Below are 15,743 nucleotides of genomic sequence, written 5' to 3'. Positions count from 1 at the left end.
TCCCTGCGGAGCGCAGCCATGAATCGGGCAGAGCCATGAGTCGAGACCGCCAATTGCATCTCGGCGCGTTCATGCGCCCGGTGGGGATCCACACGGCCTGGTGGCGCTATCCCGGCGGCTACCCGGACGCGAACTTCAACTTCGAGCACCTGACGCATTTCGCCCGGCGGCTGGAGGCGGCGAAGTTCGACGCCTTCTTCATGGCCGACCATCTGGCGGTGATGAACATGCCGGTGGCGGCCCTGCGCCGCTCGGCCACCGTGACCTCGTTCGATCCGCTGACGCTGCTGCCGGCGCTCGCCGCCCTCACGTCGCGGATCGGGCTGATCGCCACGGCCTCGACCACCTACAACGAGCCCTACCATGTCGCCCGGAAGTTCGCCTCCCTCGACCATATCTCCAAGGGTCGGGCCGGCTGGAACCTCGTCACCTCGGGCAACCCGGACGAGGCGCTGAATTTCGGCCGCGACGCGCATCTCGATCACGCCGTGCGCTACGCCCGGGCGCGTGAGTTCTACGACGTGGTCACCGGCCTGTGGGATTCCTGGGCCGACGACGCCTTCCTGATGGATCCGGAGAGCGGCCTGTTCTTCGATCCGGACAAGCTGCATGTCCTCGACCACACGGGCGAGTTCCTGAAGGTGAAGGGCCCGCTCAACGTCGCCCGGCCGGTCCAGGGCTGGCCGGTGATCGTCCAGGCCGGCGCCTCCGAGGCCGGAAAGCAGATCGCGGCCGCCACCGCCGAGATGGTGTTCGGCGCCAGCCCTACCCTGGAGGCCGCGCAGGCTTACTACGCCGACGTGAAGGGCCGGATGCCGGCGCTGGGGCGCGATCCCGACCACCTGAAGATCCTGCCCGGCGCCCTGGTGATCCTCGGCGAGACCGAGGCCGAGGCCCAGGCCAAGCGGGCGCGCCTCGACGATCTGGTCCATCCCGATAGCGGGCTCGCCAACCTGTCGGTGAGGCTCGGGGTCGATGCCTCCGGCTTCGATCTCGACGCGCCGCTGCCGGAGATCCCCGAGACCAACGCCAGCAAGAGCAGCCAGGCGCAACTTCTCGACTATGCCCGCCGCACCGGCGCTACCGTGCGCGACCTCGCCCGCAAGGTCGGCGCCTATGCCGGGCTCCATTTCGTGGGGACGCCCGCGCAGGTCGCGGACCGGATGGAGGAATGGCTGGACGGCCGCGGCTGCGACGGTTTCAACGTCATGTTCCCGTTCGTGCCCGAGGGGCTCGACGACGTGGTCGATACGCTCGTGCCGGAATTGCAGCGGCGCGGCCTGTTCCGCCGCGACTATGCCGGCACGACCCTGCGCGACCATCTCGGCCTGCCGCGCCCGCCGAACCGGTTTTTTGCGTCGCAGGCGACGGGGCGCGCGTAACGGCTGCGGGCGACGCAGGTTTTCGTTGTGAAACGGGCCATGTCATCGCCCATGAAAGGCGCGACGCGCTTTCCCTTGACGGCTAGCGGAGTTACAGACCGCGGTCCGGATGGCTCTCGGCTACAAGAGAAGTCGCATCGCAGCGGATACGCGCCCTCCCCCCCCCCTCCGGGGGAGGGTGGCCCCCGAAGGGGGTCGGGAGAGGGGAGCAACGGCGCAGAACAGGTCTTTGCCCGTCATGCCGGTCGCGTCCTCTCCTGAACCCAGGTTCCCCTCTCCCGACCCGGCCTGACGGCCGGCCCACCCTCCCCCGCAGAGGGGGGAGGGAGACGCGCTTGGGGGTTAGCCTTGGCCCACATTCGGCAGCGATGTGTGACCCTCGAAGCCCACACGGACGGCCGTCCAAACCCACCTCTCTCATGAGGTGGAGGCCGGGAGAGATCGGTTCTGGAACGATGCGTTAGCGCTTCACCTTGGCCTTGCGAGCGGCGAAGCGGGCGTCGCGGGTCGCCTTCTGCTCGGCGGCCAGAGCGGCTTGGCGCTCGACCTTCTCGGCGGCCTGACGGACGATCTCGGCTGCCGCGCGCTCCTGCTCCGCGAGCGTTTCCGCCGCGCGGACCGCTTCGGCGGCGGCGCGAGCCGCTTCCCGCTCGCTCACCCGCACCTCGCGGGCCTCGGCGACCGCCTGGCGCTCGGCCTGCCGGGCGAGGACGGCCGGATCGTCCGCGGCGGGGCGTGCGCGGAACTGGGCCAGCCGCGCCTCCTTGGCCTTCGCGCCGGATTCAAGACGATCAGAGAGCTGCGTTTCTTTGAATTGACCCACGGATACTCCTCGCGCGCCGCAGCGCCCGTATCAGAAACAGAAGAAGCCGCTCCACGTAGGGAACGGCTTCGAAACGCGTCCTCGGTTGAGGCGCGAGGTTCAGGCGGCCTGGAGGCTGCCGGCGGACTGCTTGCCGCTGCGACGGTCGGTTTCCAGCTCGTAGGAGAGCTTCTGACCCTCGATCAGGTTGCGCATGCCGGCGCGCTCGACCGCCGAGATGTGCACGAACACGTCCTTGCCGCCGTCGTCAGGCTGGATGAAGCCGAAGCCCTTGGTCTCGTTGAACCACTTAACGGTGCCGATGCTCATAAGTCTTCCATGTGCTTTAGAGCACGATGCGAGAAACCGGATTCCGGTCTTCCGTGATCATCATGCGGTAACAAAGGTCCAGGGCCTGCCGCTGTTGCGCTGCATCTGCCGCGAACGCTGGACGATCGAATAGGGCGAGCGCGTGCCAAAAGGCTGCGCCCGTCCGTGGTCGTCGAAAATGGGAGAGATGCAGAGCGCTCGCCCTGTTGTGGCGAGACGGCCGAATATCTGGCCAAAGATCGATTTATGTTCTGTAGCGCATCGGCGAGATAATCACAATCACGAAACGGACCGGGCAGAATTTCGTGGCGTCCCGCCGGTGAAGCGCGGGTTTTTGCGATGCTGATGTGATGTATAAACGCGGATACTGTCACGACCCGCTACGGCGCCAAATCCAGTCGAGGCGCGGGCGTGGCGGCCCTCGAAGATCAGTCTGTCCGAACGTGAAGGACTTCGCCAAAAAATCCGTCTGCGGCGCATCGACCGTGAGACGCGTTAGCACTCTTGCGCATTGAGTGCTAAGACAGGGCGACCCGGCGCGGACGATTCGGTCTGCCGCCGCCTTTCCCGCACGGGCTCCGTCATCTCGACGGAAGGCCCGCAGGCGGGACGAACAGGATGCCAAACATGAAATTTCGCCCGCTGCACGACCGCGTGGTGCTCCGCCGCATCGAAGGCGAGGAGAAGACCAAGGGTGGGATCATCATCCCCGACACGGTCAAGGAGAAGCCGCAGGAGGGTGAGGTCGTCGCCGTCGGTCCCGGCGCCCGGGACGAGGCCGGCAAGATCAATCCCCTTGAGGTGAAGCCCGGCGATCGCGTGCTATTCGGCAAGTGGTCCGGCACCGAGGTCAAGATCGACGGTCAGGATCTCCTGATCATGAAGGAATCCGACATCATGGGCGTCGTCGCCTAAGGGCGTCCATCGAGCCCGACGCTCCTCAAGCCCTTCGAGGCGCCCGCACCGGCGTGCCTCGGGGCCGAACGACAACAGAAGAGACACTCCATGTCAGCCAAAGACGTTCGTTTTTCCGTCGATGCCCGCGAGAAGATGCTGCGCGGCGTCGAGCTGCTCGCCAGCGCCGTGAAGGTCACGCTCGGTCCGAAGGGCCGCAACGTCGTGATCGAGAAGAGCTTTGGCGCCCCGCGGATCACCAAAGACGGCGTCACCGTCGCCAAGGAGATCGAGCTCGTCGACAAGTTCGAGAACATGGGCGCCCAGATGGTGCGCGAAGTGGCCTCGAAGTCGAGTGACACGGCCGGCGACGGCACCACCACGGCCACCGTTCTGGCGGCCTCCATCGTGCGGGAAGGCGTGAAATACGTCGCCGCCGGCATGAACCCGATGGATCTGAAGCGCGGCATCGACCTCGCGGTCGCCGCCGCCGTGAAGGATATCGGCGAGCGCTCCCGCAAGGTCGCCTCCTCGGAGGAGATCGCCCAGGTCGGCACGATCTCCGCCAACGGCGATAAGGAGATCGGCGAGATGATCGCCCACGCCATGCAGAAGGTCGGCAACGAGGGTGTCATCACCGTCGAGGAGGCCAAGACCGCCGAGACCGAGCTCGACGTCGTCGAGGGCATGCAGTTCGACCGTGGCTATCTCTCCCCGTACTTCATCACCAACGCGGAGAAGATGGTCGCCGATCTCGAGGATCCGTACATCCTGATCCACGAGAAGAAGCTGTCGTCGCTGCAGGCGATGCTGCCGGTGCTCGAGGCCGTGGTGCAGACCGGCAAGCCGCTGCTGATCATCGCCGAGGACATCGAGGGCGAGGCCTTGGCCACGCTCGTGGTGAACAAGCTGCGCGGCGGCCTGAAGGTCGCGGCCGTGAAGGCGCCGGGCTTCGGTGACCGCCGCAAGGCGATGCTCGAGGACATCGCGATCCTGACCAAGGGCCAGATGATCGCCGAGGATCTGGGCATCAAGCTCGAGAACGTGACGCTCGACATGCTCGGCCGGGCCAAGCGCGTGCGGATCGAGAAAGAGAACACCACGATCATCGACGGCGTCGGCGAGAAGTCGGACATCGAGGGTCGGATCAGCCAGATCAAGGCGCAGATCGAGGAGACGACCTCGGATTATGACCGTGAGAAGCTGCAGGAGCGTCTGGCCAAGCTCGCGGGCGGCGTCGCGGTGATCCGCGTCGGCGGTTCGACCGAGGTCGAGGTCAAGGAGAAGAAGGATCGCGTCGACGACGCCCTTCACGCCACCCGCGCGGCGGTCGAGGAAGGCATCGTCCCGGGCGGCGGCACCGCGCTGCTGCGCGCCAAGGCGGCCGTCCAGGGTCTCTCGAACGACAACCCCGACGTCCAGGCCGGCATCAAGATCGTGCTGAAGGCGCTTGAGGCCCCGATCCGTCAGATCGCATCCAACTCGGGCGTCGAGGGCTCGATCGTCGTCGGGAACATCCTGGCCAACGCCTCGCCGACCTACGGCTTCAACGCCCAGACCGAGGAGTATGTCGACATGCTCCAGGCCGGTATCGTCGATCCGTCCAAGGTCGTCCGGGCCGCGCTCCAGGGCGCCGCTTCGGTCGCCGGCCTGCTGGTGACCACCGAGGCGATGATCTCCGAGGCCCCGCGCAAGGAAGCCCCGGCCATGCCGGGCGGCGGCGGCATGGGTGGCATGGGCGGGATGGACTTCTAAAAACCTCCCCGACCGTAGACACGATGGTCCGGCGCGGCGCCCCCCGCTGCGCCGGACCGTCATTCCCGATCCGATCGGCACTTGGCCCGTAACCCCTTCGTGACCGCACCAAGCGTCCCGCTGCGGGTTGACCCTTCGAGATTGTCGAGAGGTTGTCATGGGCGCGCGTGTCGATCCAGATAGGACCAGGGTTTCGATCCGCACGGCGCGCGCCGCCGTGCTGGCTCTGGTGACGCTCATTGCGGCCCCCGCCACGGCGTGGGCCTGGGGCGCTCCCGGCTGCACCAATCTTCCCGAATACAATCGCGCCCTCGGCGCCCTTCAGGGCATGACCAGCGCCTGCGACATGAGCGTCGAGCGGGCCCGCCAAGTCATCGCGGAGCATGACGGCGTGCCCGTCGCCCAACCGCCGGTGGCGCCGCCGCCGAGGGTCCAGGCCCGGCGCCATGCGGGACGAGCCCACCACCACAGGGCCTCCCGTCACCGGCGCGCCGCCGAGCGCTGACGCCAGCCTCGATCGTCCTGGGCTGGGTCCGGCTTCCCCTCGGGCGCTGGCGGCCCTAGCATCGGTCCCAAGCCCGTATAGGCAGCCGAGCACAAGGAAACATTTTCCGTGCGGCTCGATCTCGGTCACAAAGGCGATTGGATCGTCGATCCCCGCGAACTGGCCTCGCGCCTGGGCGTCAGCATGACCGTGCTCAAGCGCCAGGAGCGCCTCGGGCAGGTCGACGCCCGCATCAAACCCGGATCCGGCACCGACCAGACCTGCGTGACGGTCCGCCTCCAGGGCAAGGGCTGGCGGGGAACCTTTGACGGCAGCGGCGCGCTCATCTCGGAAGAGCGGTGGTGAGACCGGATCGCCGCGACGCAAGCCGGTTCGTTCGGGCCATGCGTGGTACAGATCTGGTGTAATCCGCCTTCGCTATCTCAAAGGATCGACATGAACACCTTCAGATGGCTTATGGCCAAGGTTATCGGCTTCCTGTTCTCGCAGACGATCGACCACAAGAACCGCAAAGCGGCTGCCGACAAGGAGGGCGGGACTTACGATGCCGGCCAAGCCTATCAATCGGCCGGGTTCGAGGGCGATTATCACGCCGCGACCACCCTGCTGAAGCAGCGGATGAACAAGAACTTCCCGGACAATTTCCACGCCCGGTTGGGTTCTCAGACCAACAGCATGTACGATTACGGCGAGGATCGCGCGGGCGCCGTCGACACGGCCTCCACCGCGATCGCGATGGCGCTGCGGAACGGCGCAACCGTCGCCCAGGCCGCCGAAGCAGGCGCCGCGAGCGTCGGGATTTGAGCGCGGACACGGCGTTCGTCTCAAGTCGCCAGCGCGGGATTACCAGCAGAGCCGAAGATTACCGGCTTGGCGCCTTCAGAGCCTTACCGTCCTTGCGAAGGTCGGGCGCGGCAGCGTTCCGAGCTCAATCATCCGGCGCCTAATTAGGTCTGCCTGGCAGACTTGGTCGCGGCATCGCTTGCAGGAGGCGCGGGTCCCCCTCCCGTATGGCCCACGATGTTCACGCATCCTGTTGTGCAGGCCGCAACGCACCACCTCTCCCGTGCGGGTTAGCGGATTCACACATCCAGATCGTTCTATCGCAAGCCTTTGAAACGCGACGCATTTCCCCTCCCCCTTGCGGGGAGGGGGCAGGGATGGGGGTGGTGCAGGATCGAACGTCACGGTGCCGTCTGCACCACCCCCACCTCCAACTCCTCCCCGCAAGAGCTACGGGCTACACAGGTTTGAGGCACAAGCGCTCTTGTAGGCCGCGACGTGCCCCCACTCCCGTGCGGGAGAGGGTTGGGGTGAGGGACCAAGTCTTTCCGGGGAGGTCGCATCCCTCACCCTGTCCCTCTCCCGCACGGGAGAGGGGACCCGCGCCTTCTGCGCCGACGGCATGATCACGGCCACGGTCGAAACCTGTGTAACTCGTAGCCGTAAGGGGGAGGAGCGCGCGTCGCGCCTTCCGCCAGCCGATGTGTGAACATCGTAGCCCGTGCGGGAGAGGGGACCCGCGCCACATCCGGAAACGTGTGACTTCGTTAACCCACCGCGGGAGAGCGGGCGCGACACAGCCTTTAAGGGCGATTGCGCCTCGAAGAACCTGCGCCCCGCCGCTCGCTCACATCACCACAGGTGGCGCGGCAGGCGCCGCTTCCAGCGTTCGCCGGCCTTGAGCGTGTCGCCCTGCCGCGAGAGGCGGATCGGACGCACAGGCATCGCGGCCGGCTGAGCCGGAGCGGCCGTAGCCGCAGCGGGCGCGCTCGTCGGCTGCCGCGCGATCGCGGGAGCCGGGGTGAACACGGGCCGGACCGCCTCGGCGGCGGGCTTCGGCGCGCGCTTGCTGGCCGTCTTGACCCGGCGTACCCGCGGCAGGCGCTCGATCGTCGGAGCTTCGTCTTCCTCGGGGGCTTCGGGCTCGCTGGCGGTCGAGAACATCGGCACGAGGCTCGGCAGCACCCGGCGCGCCGGGGCCTCGGGCCGCGCCGGCTCGGCTGGGACCACGGGGGCATCAGCCGGCTCGGTCGGCTTATCGGCGGTGACCGCGGGGATGTCCCACCAGAGGTCGTGATGTTCGCGGGGCCGCGTCGTCGCGTCGACCAGGGCGACGCGGGAGGTGCGGGTATGCTTGACTTCGACCGTGAACGGCCGCGCGCTCCGGCGCTTCATGTGTGCAGAATTCCTGAAAACAACGTGCTCAACGGCTCAAAACGGGCCGGCAACGTTTGTGCATCATACGGGAGCGAACCACGCGTTGTCGAGCGTGGAGATCAACAATCCTGTTCGGCCAGCATAAGCTTTTGTGATGACCTCACGGTCCGACGTAAGGTTGGCACTGTTCGAAGTACTGGGTTCGACGCTTCGCGCTCGCCGCGCCGGCCCGATACGGGGCGGCCTCCGCGTCTGGCGGGCGTCGCCGCTGCATAGGCGCGCAGCAAGTTTTTCCGATCTTGAGGTCAGCGCTTGATGGAGAGCGGGGCCGGTGCCGTATTCGGCGCGCTCGTCTGTTGAGAAGGCCGAAGATCAAGGGTCAGACGACGCCGCGCGGCCTCCCGGATATGGGTGACGAGCAGGGCGACGAGGCGCATCTCGACGCTCTCCGTGCGTCCATGCGCCTCCGCCCGGATCGCCTCGGCGGCGAGGGCGTCGGCTTCCCGTTCCAACTGGTCGACCTCGGCGGGATCGGCGCTCGACACGGCCAGCCAGATCTCCAGCAGGCGCAGGACCCGGGTCGGCGGCTGCCGCGGCCGGACGCGCTTGTAGAGGGCGATGGCCGCCGCGCTCAGCGAGACCGCCGCGCTGATCATGAGCCCGATCCAGTAGGCCGCATTCTGCGCCTGATCGGCCAGGCTCGGCTGGTTTCCGGTCAGGTAGGCGGCGGCCCCCGGATGGATGGGCAGCGCCTGCACCTTGTCGTCGGTGTCGGGGGCTTCGATGCCGGTGAGATCGTCGTCGAGGGCGACGAGCCGCGGCTTGCCGGTCAGGACCTCGCGGGTGATCTCCCCGGCGAGCCAGTCCGGCATCTCGCCCCGGGCGACGAGCCGGTGGCTGACCGACAGGGTGGTGATGTCGTCGCCCGGCGCCGGCAGCGAGCCGAGAAAGGCGCCCTTGGGCACGTCGATCGTGTCGAGCACGGGGTGCGCCTTGGCGATCGCCGCCGCCTCGTCGACCTCGAACAGCTTCGCCGCCCCCGATCCCTTGCGCAGGGCCGTGAACAGCGGCAGCCACACGGCGCTGCCCACCGGCGCCGCGACGAACACGGCGCCGATCTGCCGGCTGCGGGCGGCTTCGGTGAGCTGATCGAGGGTCAGGACCTTCCGGTGCACGCTCTCCGGGGGCTCGCCGAAATGCGTCAGGATCAGGTCGAGGAGGCGCGGGTCGAGCTTCCGCCCGTCGAGGAGCCCGACCGTGCTGCCCCTGAGCTTCGCGACGCTGTCGACGCCACTGCCCCCGGGTGCGACGAAGACGATCGCGTCGCGGCGCAGGATCGCGAGGGTCTGCCCGTCCTTGGGCGCGGCATCGCTGCGGACCAGGGCGAGCTGGACCGCGCCGTTGTCGAGGGCGGCTGCCGTCCCGAGACGGTCCGGCTCGTAGATCGTCCGGATGCGCACGCGCGGATGCTGGCTCTCGAACAGTTGCGTCAGAGCCTGGGCCGCCTGCCGGTCCTCTTCGCTGGTCTTCGCGACCGCGATGTCGAGGGCGAGCAGGCCGAGCAACAGATGGAGGAGCACCGCGACGAGAGCGGCGGCGGCGATGACGCCGAGGGCGATGACAGTCGTCTTCGAGCGCCGGATCATCAGTCGCGTGCCGATAAGTCGAGTCAATACCATAACGCGGCGGTGCGGCTCAGTCTTCCTCCGCCCCGACAACAGGCGACAGCACGCCGATGAGCGGAGGCTTGCGCATCCCGCTCGGCCGCGGCGCCCGGCCACGATTGCGTGCACGGGCGGGGCGGATGGATCGTGAACCGGAGGCGGGCTCGCTCGCTTCTCCAGGGGCCGAGGCGATCCTTCCGGGCCGAGGCAGGAGGAATCCCATGCGCATCCCATGTCTCGCGGCGCTGGCCGGTGTCGGCCTCGCCATCCTGTGCCTCCCGGCTTCGGCCGTTCCCGCCGGCCCCGCGGCCAGCGTCTCATCACCGTCCGACATGCTCACCCAGGTCCGGATGCGGCGTCACCGGATGCGGCGGTCCTCAATGATGCGGACGCAGCGGAAGTACCCCGGCGCCAGCTTCGTCCGGAACACCACCCGCGGCGCGCCGGCAGGGAGCAGCGGCGGCAACGGGACCACCGGCAGCTACGCCGCCCCCAGCGGGAAGTAGAGTTTTCGGTTCAGATCGATCAGCCCGCCCGGCTCCGGCCGCGGCGGGCTGTTTCGCGGCTGCACGGGCGACAGTACAAGCGGCTCATGATCTGAGAACACAGGACGGATAGGCCGGTTGGCAAGCCTAAAAGCCTAACGGTGGAAACCCTGGCTCCCATCATACGTTCTGGCACGAAGGCCCTGTGCAACGCACACGATAGGGCGAGATGCCGAGGAGCTCATGATGCGTCATGCCGTCTTCGCTGTTCTTGCGCTCACCGCTGCAACGCCGGTTCTAGCCCAGACGAATACCGGTCCCGCGCCGATCAAGCAGCCTGGACCGCCCCGACACGTCGCTCCGGGCACGCCGGAGGGGACCGTCGTCGTCCCCGGCGGAGCCGAGAATAGCGGCCCGGGCAGCACGGCCATCGTCGCGCCGACGGGCACGGGCGCGGCGACCATCACCACGGACACGGCGGCGGGCGGAAATGCCAGCCAGCCGGAGCGCGGCGTTCCCCAGACCGGCGCCGGTGGCGGCGGCGACAATGGCGGCGGCTGAACGCTCGCGGAGCGCGGGCCGCCTCGTCCACCAGCGGCTCTAGCCGCCCCCTCCGCCACCGCCGCCCGTCCCGGGGCCGCCGAGATTGCCGTCCTTGTTCGGCGTGTTCCAGTGGATGATGCCGTCGTCCGGGGGGCGCAGCGTCGTGGTCGGCGGTGGTCGTGGGCGGCCGAAGGGCGGTGCCGTGATCGGGCCGCGCCGATACGGCCTCTCGGCCCGGACGCGCTCGGCGATTGCTGGCGTGCTGCCGAGACAGGCGAGGGCGACCACGAGCCATCGCAGTGGCGCGCCGGTCATGACTCTGCCACGCCGTGCGGAGCGCGCCGCCCGGCGGGATCGCCGCAGGGCCGAGGGTGTTGCGCGAGAGCGGGGCTCATCCGGTCAAGGCCCATCCAGTCAAGGCTCTTGCAGGTCACTTCGTCAGGAACGGTCTGACCGGCCGTCGGGTTTCCAAGACGCCGGGGGCGCGCCTCAGCGGCCCCGGCGAGGAGAGAATCCGTGTTCAAAGTCCCGACGTTGACGGGTGGCCTGTTCGCCGCCAGCCTGTTTCTTGCGCCGCTTCCGGCCGCCGCCGCCCAGATCGGCCTCGGTGCCGTCACCGAACCGGCCCCGGCGGTCGAGCAGGTCCAGTACGGCTATGGCGGTCCCCGCTTCGGGCCGCGCTTCGGCGGTCATCGCCACGGCTTCGGCGGCCCGCGCTTCCGGGGACGGGGCTACGGCTATGGCCGCGGGTATGGTCGCGGCTACGGCCGGCCGCATGGCTTCGGCGGCCCGCGCGGCTATGGGTATCGCGGCGGCTTCTGACCGCTTTCGATCCGGATCCTGACCATCATGGGCCCGCCCGGCCTCAAGCCGCGGCGGGCTTCTTCATGGGCGCCTGGTCCCGGCCCGGGACGATCGACCCCGCGGCGCCGGCACGGCCCGCTAACCCTGGCCGGTCATCCTGCCTCACGAGCCGCGTTGCGTATCGGCTCGACCGCTGGTGAGATCGGACGCTCCCCCGCCCCGTGATCGGATCGGGGCGGGGCCGAGCGGCCGGTCCGCCCGGCCCACACGGGCTTGTCATGTCCGCGGTCGTAAAACCGCCGTCTCGTCCCTGCCTGGATTCCTGCATGCGCCTGACCTTCGCCGCCCTCCTCGTCTGCTGTGCCACGGCTGCCTGCGCCGGGGAGCCGCTCCTGGACGGTCCGGTCACGGGCGGCGGCTTCGGGATGAGCGGTTCGGATTATTACGGCGACATCCGCAGCCGGATGCCGTTCACGCAGGAGGCCTCGCCCCGGCCGGTCGGCGTCAGTAATGTCGAGCGCGCGCGGGTGGTCCGGAAGCGCGCGGAGGCGCGAGACCCGGCGCGGCGGCGCGCACCCCACGGCTGAGCCGGCCGGGATCGATGGCCTATGACGCCCGGAAGAGAGACGCGGCCCGGTACGCGCTCGGGGTCATGCCGTACTGCGCCTTGAAGCGGCGGGCGAAATGGGCCTGGCTGGCGAAGCCACAGCCATAGGCCAGGGTGCCGATCGGCAGGTGGGCGTGGCCCGGGTCGGTCAGGCGTTGGGCGGCCGTCTCGAGCCGACGCTGCCAGATCCAGTCCGAGATGTGCTGGCCGTGCCCGTGGAACAGCTCCTGCAAGCGGCGCAACGAGACGCCGACCGCGGCGGCGAGTTGCGGCGGGTCGAGGGTCATATCGCCGAGATGGGTCTCGACATAGGCCTTGGCGCGCTGAACCACGACGGTGCCGTGCAGCGGCCGCGGGATCTCCCGGGCCAGGCGCTCGGCGATGCTGGCCACGATCAGGTCCGTGCCGGCCGAAGCCATGCGGGCCGCCGCGGCGGGCGGGAGCTTGTGCTGCACGCGGATCAATTCGCGGAAGAAGGTCGAGACCAGGGTCGCCGAAGCGAGATCCGAGCCCACGGTCAGGGCCGTGTAGAGCCGGGTGGACCCGAGCACGTTCTCCAGGCGCTCGCGCGGCAATTGAAGCGAGAGGGTCGTGCTGCCCGCGCGCGTCGTCATCACGACCGGCCGCTGATCGATCACCACGAAGTCGCCAGGCCGCTGCGCCGAATTCCGACCATCCTGATCGGTCGTTGCCGCGCCGGCGAGCTGCAACATCACCACGACCATGCCCTCGTTGGTCGAGTTCCGGAGCATCTCGCCCGTGGCCTCGCTTCGCTGGGCACCCTGCGAGACGCGGTGCATCGCGACGGAGCCGATCCTGGTGGCCTCCATCTTGCCGTCGAATGGACCGTCGTCGAGGCGCTGCTGATCGAGATTTGCGCCCAGATCGAACAGCATGTCTCGCCAGCGCTTGAAGCTGTCACGGGGATGCACCCCCGCCGTCGAAAACAATGTCTGCATGAAGTGTGCTTAAGTACTCGCGTCGTGCGGCGGTCGAGAATATTTCTATCGCGCACAACTGTAATTTTCAAATGTATATAAATTAAATCTATGATTGAGGCTGCGGGGCGGCGGCTGTCCTCGAAAGCCCCGGGACTCGCTCGCTGAGGTGGGGCTATTGATTACAGATTGAACGCCGCCCGGCTTCGAATGCGGGACGTTGAGCCAAGACTGTGCCCGTCAGGCGCCGCCTGTGGCCTGCCGGTGACACGCGTATCAGGCCGCCCGTCCCGCAGGCGCCTTCTTCAGGCGGTCGCCCGGGCCAGGCGAGCCGGGCGGGGTGCGATGTCCTCGGCGTGTTCGGGCAGGCAGAGCATCGCGGCGTAGTCGCCGATCGGCCGCGGCTTGCCGAACAGGTAGCCCTGCATCTCCCCGCAGGCCTCGTCCGCCAGGAAGCGCCGCTGGGCGGCGGTCTCGACCCCCTCGGCGACGACGCCCATCCGCAGGCTGCGGCCCAGGCTCAGCACGGCGCGCACGATCACGGCGGCCTGCGGGTCGACGCCGAGTTGCGCCACGAAGGAGCGGTCGATCTTCATCTTGTCGAAGGGGAAGGCCTGCAGGGTCGCCAGCGACGCGTAGCCGGTGCCGAAATCGTCCATGCTGATCCGGACGCCGAACCCCTTCAGGCGCCGGAGGATGCTGATCGCCCGGGCCATGTCGTTGATGATGACGCTCTCGGTGACCTCCAATTCCAGCCGGTCCGGCGACAGGCCGGTCTGGGCCAGCACGGCGAGCACGGTCTCGGGCAGGTCCGGCTTCTGGAACTGCCGGGGCGAGAGGTTGACCGCCACCTTCAGCGACGGCGCCCAGGTGGCGGCCTCGCGGCAGGCCGCGCGCAGGACCCAGTCGCCGAGCGCGATGATCAGCCCGGTCTCCTCGGCCAGGGGGACGAACACGCTGGGCGGGATCTGGCCGCGCGTGGGATGCGTCCAGCGCACCAGGGCCTCGAAGCCGACCAGCACGCCGGAGGCGCCGTCCACCTGCGGCTGGTAGTGCAGGCTCAGGGCATCGTCGGCGAGCGCCTGCCGCAGGTCGCTCTCCAGGACCCGGCGCTCCTCCGCCTCCTCGTCCATGTCCGAGGCGAACACCCGGTAGGTGCCCCTTCCCTCGGCCTTGGCCCGGTAGAGGGCGAGGTCGGCACGCCGGTAGAGGCATTCGGCGCTCGCCCCGTGCTCCGGCGCCAGGGCGATGCCGACGCTCAGGCCGACGGCGATCCGCTGCTCGCCGACCCAGAGCGGCAACTCGAACAGGCCGATCAGGCGCTCGGCGGTCGCGATCGCCTCCGGGCGGTCCCCCCCCAGCAGGACGGCGAACTCGTCGCCGCCCAGGCGCGCCACGACGCCGTCGCCCACCGCCGACCGCAACCGGTCCGCCACGCTGCGCAGCAGGTCGTCGCCGGCCTGGTGGCCGAGCGTGTCGTTCACGCCCTTGAAGCCGTCGAGATCGAGATACAGCACCGCCCCGGTGCCGCCCCGGACAGCGACGTCGGCGAGCCGCGCATCGAGATATTCGCGGAACAGGCCGCGGTTCGGCAGGCCGGTGAGGATGTCGTGCCGGGCGAGGCGTGCCACCTCGGCCTCCGCGGCCTTGCGCTGGGTGATGTCGGTGAACGTCCGCACGAAGCCGCCATCCTGGAGCGGCACGGTCCGGATCTCCAGCACCAGGCCGTTCGGGCGGATCCGCTCGTGGACATGGGCCTGTTCCAGCCCGCCGCGCTCGATCCAATCCCGGTACGACCGGTCGGTCCGGTTGCGCTCGCGGTTCTGCAGCTGGTGGCGCAGGACCGCCTTGTAGCTGGGACCGGCCAGCATCATCGCCCGCGGCAGGTCGAGCAGTGTCAGGGCGCGCTCGTTGCAGACCTGAACCAGGCCGCGGCCGTCCACCATGATCAGCCCCTGGTCCATGCTGTCCAGGGTCATGTCGAGCAGCAGCGTCTTCTCGCGCAAGGCGACGCCCTGGCGGGCGAGGGCGGCGTTGATCGTGCGCAGATGGTCGAGCATCAGGGCCAGCGCCGCGAAGGCCAGGATCACCGCCATCATCACCGCGATGCCGCCGGCCAGGGCGCCGCGGGCGAGGCCGAGATCCGGATTCGCCAGCATCGGGTCCGGGATCACCCGGGCCGCCGCCATGGCCAGGAAGTGCAGCCCGGCGATGGCCGCCGTCAGGATGGTGGCCGCGGTCACGCGGGTCCGCGCGTCGCCGCCGCGGGCATGAACCACCAGGGCGGCACCGGAGAGGCCGCAGCCGATCACGGTCGCAGCCAGCGCCAGCGCCGGATCCCAATCGAAGCGTCCGGGCAGGACCACGCCCGCGATGCCGAGGAAGTGCATGCAGGCGATGCCGCCGCCCAGAACCAGTCCGGCGACGGCTCCGGCCCCGGACGCGCCTTGATGTGCAGCCCGCAGGAGCGTGAAGGCGACCAGCGCGGCCGCGACCGCGACGAGAAGCGAAAGCAGCGTGGTGGCCATCTCGTAGCCGACCACGACACCGGGATCGTAGCCGAGCATGCCGATGAAGTGCGTGCTCCAGATGCCGGCGCCGGCCGAGAAGCTGGCGGCCAGCAGCCAGGCGGGGGCCGAGGCGCCGCCCTTCCGGACGCGCTGTTCGAGCAGCAGGGCGACGTAGCAGGAGATCCAGCAGACACAGGCGGCGAGAGGGACCACCCAGGGGGTGTGCTCGTCGGTCAGGCAGGCCAGAGCGCGGTACATGAAAAGCCTCGCCGTGCGGCAACACGGGGGCACGATAGCGGGTCGATACTAATCAGAAGTTGCATATTCGGTTGCGATTTTGCCTGGCTGCTGGTTTTCAGAGTGT

At 68.8% G+C, this 15,743-nt stretch carries 17 protein-coding genes; 10 read left to right on the top strand and 7 right to left on the bottom strand.

Annotated elements, in window-relative coordinates:
- Nucleotides 1-35: 35 nt before the first annotated feature.
- On the top strand, nucleotides 36-1,382 hold the full coding sequence (locus BM228_RS19655) for an LLM class flavin-dependent oxidoreductase (protein WP_092043263.1): 1,347 nt from the start codon (nucleotides 36-38) through the stop codon (nucleotides 1,380-1,382).
- 460 nt (nucleotides 1,383-1,842) lie between these two features.
- On the opposite strand, the gene BM228_RS19650 is transcribed toward BM228_RS19655, so the two are convergent.
- Nucleotides 1,843-2,205 (bottom strand): DUF6481 family protein, encoded by a 363-nt coding sequence (locus BM228_RS19650; RefSeq protein WP_092043261.1) that lies wholly within the window; start codon nucleotides 2,203-2,205, stop codon nucleotides 1,843-1,845.
- 99 nt (nucleotides 2,206-2,304) lie between these two features.
- Entirely contained in the window at nucleotides 2,305-2,514 is a 210-nt protein-coding gene (locus BM228_RS19645) for a cold-shock protein (protein WP_007565404.1), read from the bottom strand.
- Nucleotides 2,515-3,141: 627 nt separating this feature from the next.
- Here BM228_RS19645 and groES point away from each other — a divergent pair.
- The 5 genes from groES to BM228_RS19620 all read left to right on the top strand — a co-directional run bounded on the left by groES (nucleotide 3,142) and on the right by BM228_RS19620 (nucleotide 6,472).
- On the top strand, nucleotides 3,142-3,429 hold the full coding sequence (groES, locus tag BM228_RS19640) for a co-chaperone GroES (RefSeq protein ID WP_007565402.1): 288 nt from the start codon (nucleotides 3,142-3,144) through the stop codon (nucleotides 3,427-3,429).
- A 90-nt stretch (nucleotides 3,430-3,519) separates the two neighbouring features.
- Nucleotides 3,520-5,163: a chaperonin GroEL gene (groL, locus tag BM228_RS19635; RefSeq protein WP_092043259.1), complete on the top strand. Its 1,644-nt coding sequence runs from the start codon at nucleotides 3,520-3,522 to the stop codon at nucleotides 5,161-5,163.
- Between the two features lie 157 nt (nucleotides 5,164-5,320).
- Nucleotides 5,321-5,668: a hypothetical protein gene (locus BM228_RS19630; RefSeq protein WP_092043257.1), complete on the top strand. Its 348-nt coding sequence runs from the start codon at nucleotides 5,321-5,323 to the stop codon at nucleotides 5,666-5,668.
- Nucleotides 5,669-5,776: 108 nt separating this feature from the next.
- Entirely contained in the window at nucleotides 5,777-6,013 is a 237-nt protein-coding gene (locus tag BM228_RS19625) for a DUF6522 family protein (RefSeq protein WP_092043256.1), read from the top strand.
- Between the two features lie 90 nt (nucleotides 6,014-6,103).
- Nucleotides 6,104-6,472, top strand: coding sequence for a hypothetical protein (locus tag BM228_RS19620; RefSeq protein ID WP_092043254.1), 369 nt, complete (start codon nucleotides 6,104-6,106; stop codon nucleotides 6,470-6,472).
- Between the two features lie 831 nt (nucleotides 6,473-7,303).
- On the opposite strand, the gene BM228_RS19610 is transcribed toward BM228_RS19620, so the two are convergent.
- Both BM228_RS19610 and BM228_RS19605 read right to left on the bottom strand, forming a co-directional pair.
- Nucleotides 7,304-7,846 carry a hypothetical protein gene (locus tag BM228_RS19610; protein WP_092043251.1) on the bottom strand — a complete coding sequence of 181 codons (543 nt, stop codon included), beginning with the start codon at nucleotides 7,844-7,846 and terminating at the stop codon, nucleotides 7,304-7,306.
- A 287-nt stretch (nucleotides 7,847-8,133) separates the two neighbouring features.
- Complete coding sequence (locus tag BM228_RS19605; RefSeq protein WP_244537222.1) at nucleotides 8,134-9,474, bottom strand: TAXI family TRAP transporter solute-binding subunit; 1,341 nt, start codon at nucleotides 9,472-9,474, stop codon at nucleotides 8,134-8,136.
- 239 nt (nucleotides 9,475-9,713) lie between these two features.
- Between BM228_RS19605 and BM228_RS19600 the strand changes: the two genes are divergently transcribed.
- On the top strand, nucleotides 9,714-9,998 hold the full coding sequence (locus BM228_RS19600; protein WP_092043248.1) for a hypothetical protein: 285 nt from the start codon (nucleotides 9,714-9,716) through the stop codon (nucleotides 9,996-9,998).
- 222 nt (nucleotides 9,999-10,220) lie between these two features.
- Complete coding sequence (locus tag BM228_RS19595) at nucleotides 10,221-10,538, top strand: hypothetical protein (protein WP_425284969.1); 318 nt, start codon at nucleotides 10,221-10,223, stop codon at nucleotides 10,536-10,538.
- Nucleotides 10,539-10,577: 39 nt separating this feature from the next.
- Here the strand turns inward: BM228_RS19595 and BM228_RS19590 are convergent, their stop codons facing one another.
- On the bottom strand, nucleotides 10,578-10,835 hold the full coding sequence (locus BM228_RS19590; protein ID WP_092043246.1) for a hypothetical protein: 258 nt from the start codon (nucleotides 10,833-10,835) through the stop codon (nucleotides 10,578-10,580).
- A 201-nt stretch (nucleotides 10,836-11,036) separates the two neighbouring features.
- Here BM228_RS19590 and BM228_RS19585 point away from each other — a divergent pair, with 201 nt between their 5' ends.
- Nucleotides 11,037-11,342 (top strand): hypothetical protein, encoded by a 306-nt coding sequence (locus BM228_RS19585; protein ID WP_092043245.1) that lies wholly within the window; start codon nucleotides 11,037-11,039, stop codon nucleotides 11,340-11,342.
- Nucleotides 11,343-11,650: 308 nt separating this feature from the next.
- Complete coding sequence (locus BM228_RS19580; protein WP_092043243.1) at nucleotides 11,651-11,911, top strand: hypothetical protein; 261 nt, start codon at nucleotides 11,651-11,653, stop codon at nucleotides 11,909-11,911.
- Between the two features lie 19 nt (nucleotides 11,912-11,930).
- Here the strand turns inward: BM228_RS19580 and BM228_RS19575 are convergent, their stop codons facing one another.
- Entirely contained in the window at nucleotides 11,931-12,890 is a 960-nt protein-coding gene (locus BM228_RS19575) for a helix-turn-helix domain-containing protein (RefSeq protein WP_092043242.1), read from the bottom strand.
- Between the two features lie 284 nt (nucleotides 12,891-13,174).
- The gene (locus tag BM228_RS19570; RefSeq protein ID WP_092043240.1) at nucleotides 13,175-15,637 is read right to left on the bottom strand and encodes an EAL domain-containing protein; all 2,463 of its coding nucleotides are present in this window, start codon (nucleotides 15,635-15,637) and stop codon (nucleotides 13,175-13,177) included.
- Between the last annotated feature and the right edge of the window lie 106 nt (nucleotides 15,638-15,743).

The organism is Methylobacterium pseudosasicola (assembly GCF_900114535.1).
Taxonomy (GTDB): Bacteria; Pseudomonadota; Alphaproteobacteria; order Rhizobiales; family Beijerinckiaceae; genus Methylobacterium; species Methylobacterium pseudosasicola.
This window is presented reverse-complemented; position numbering and strand designations above follow the sequence as displayed.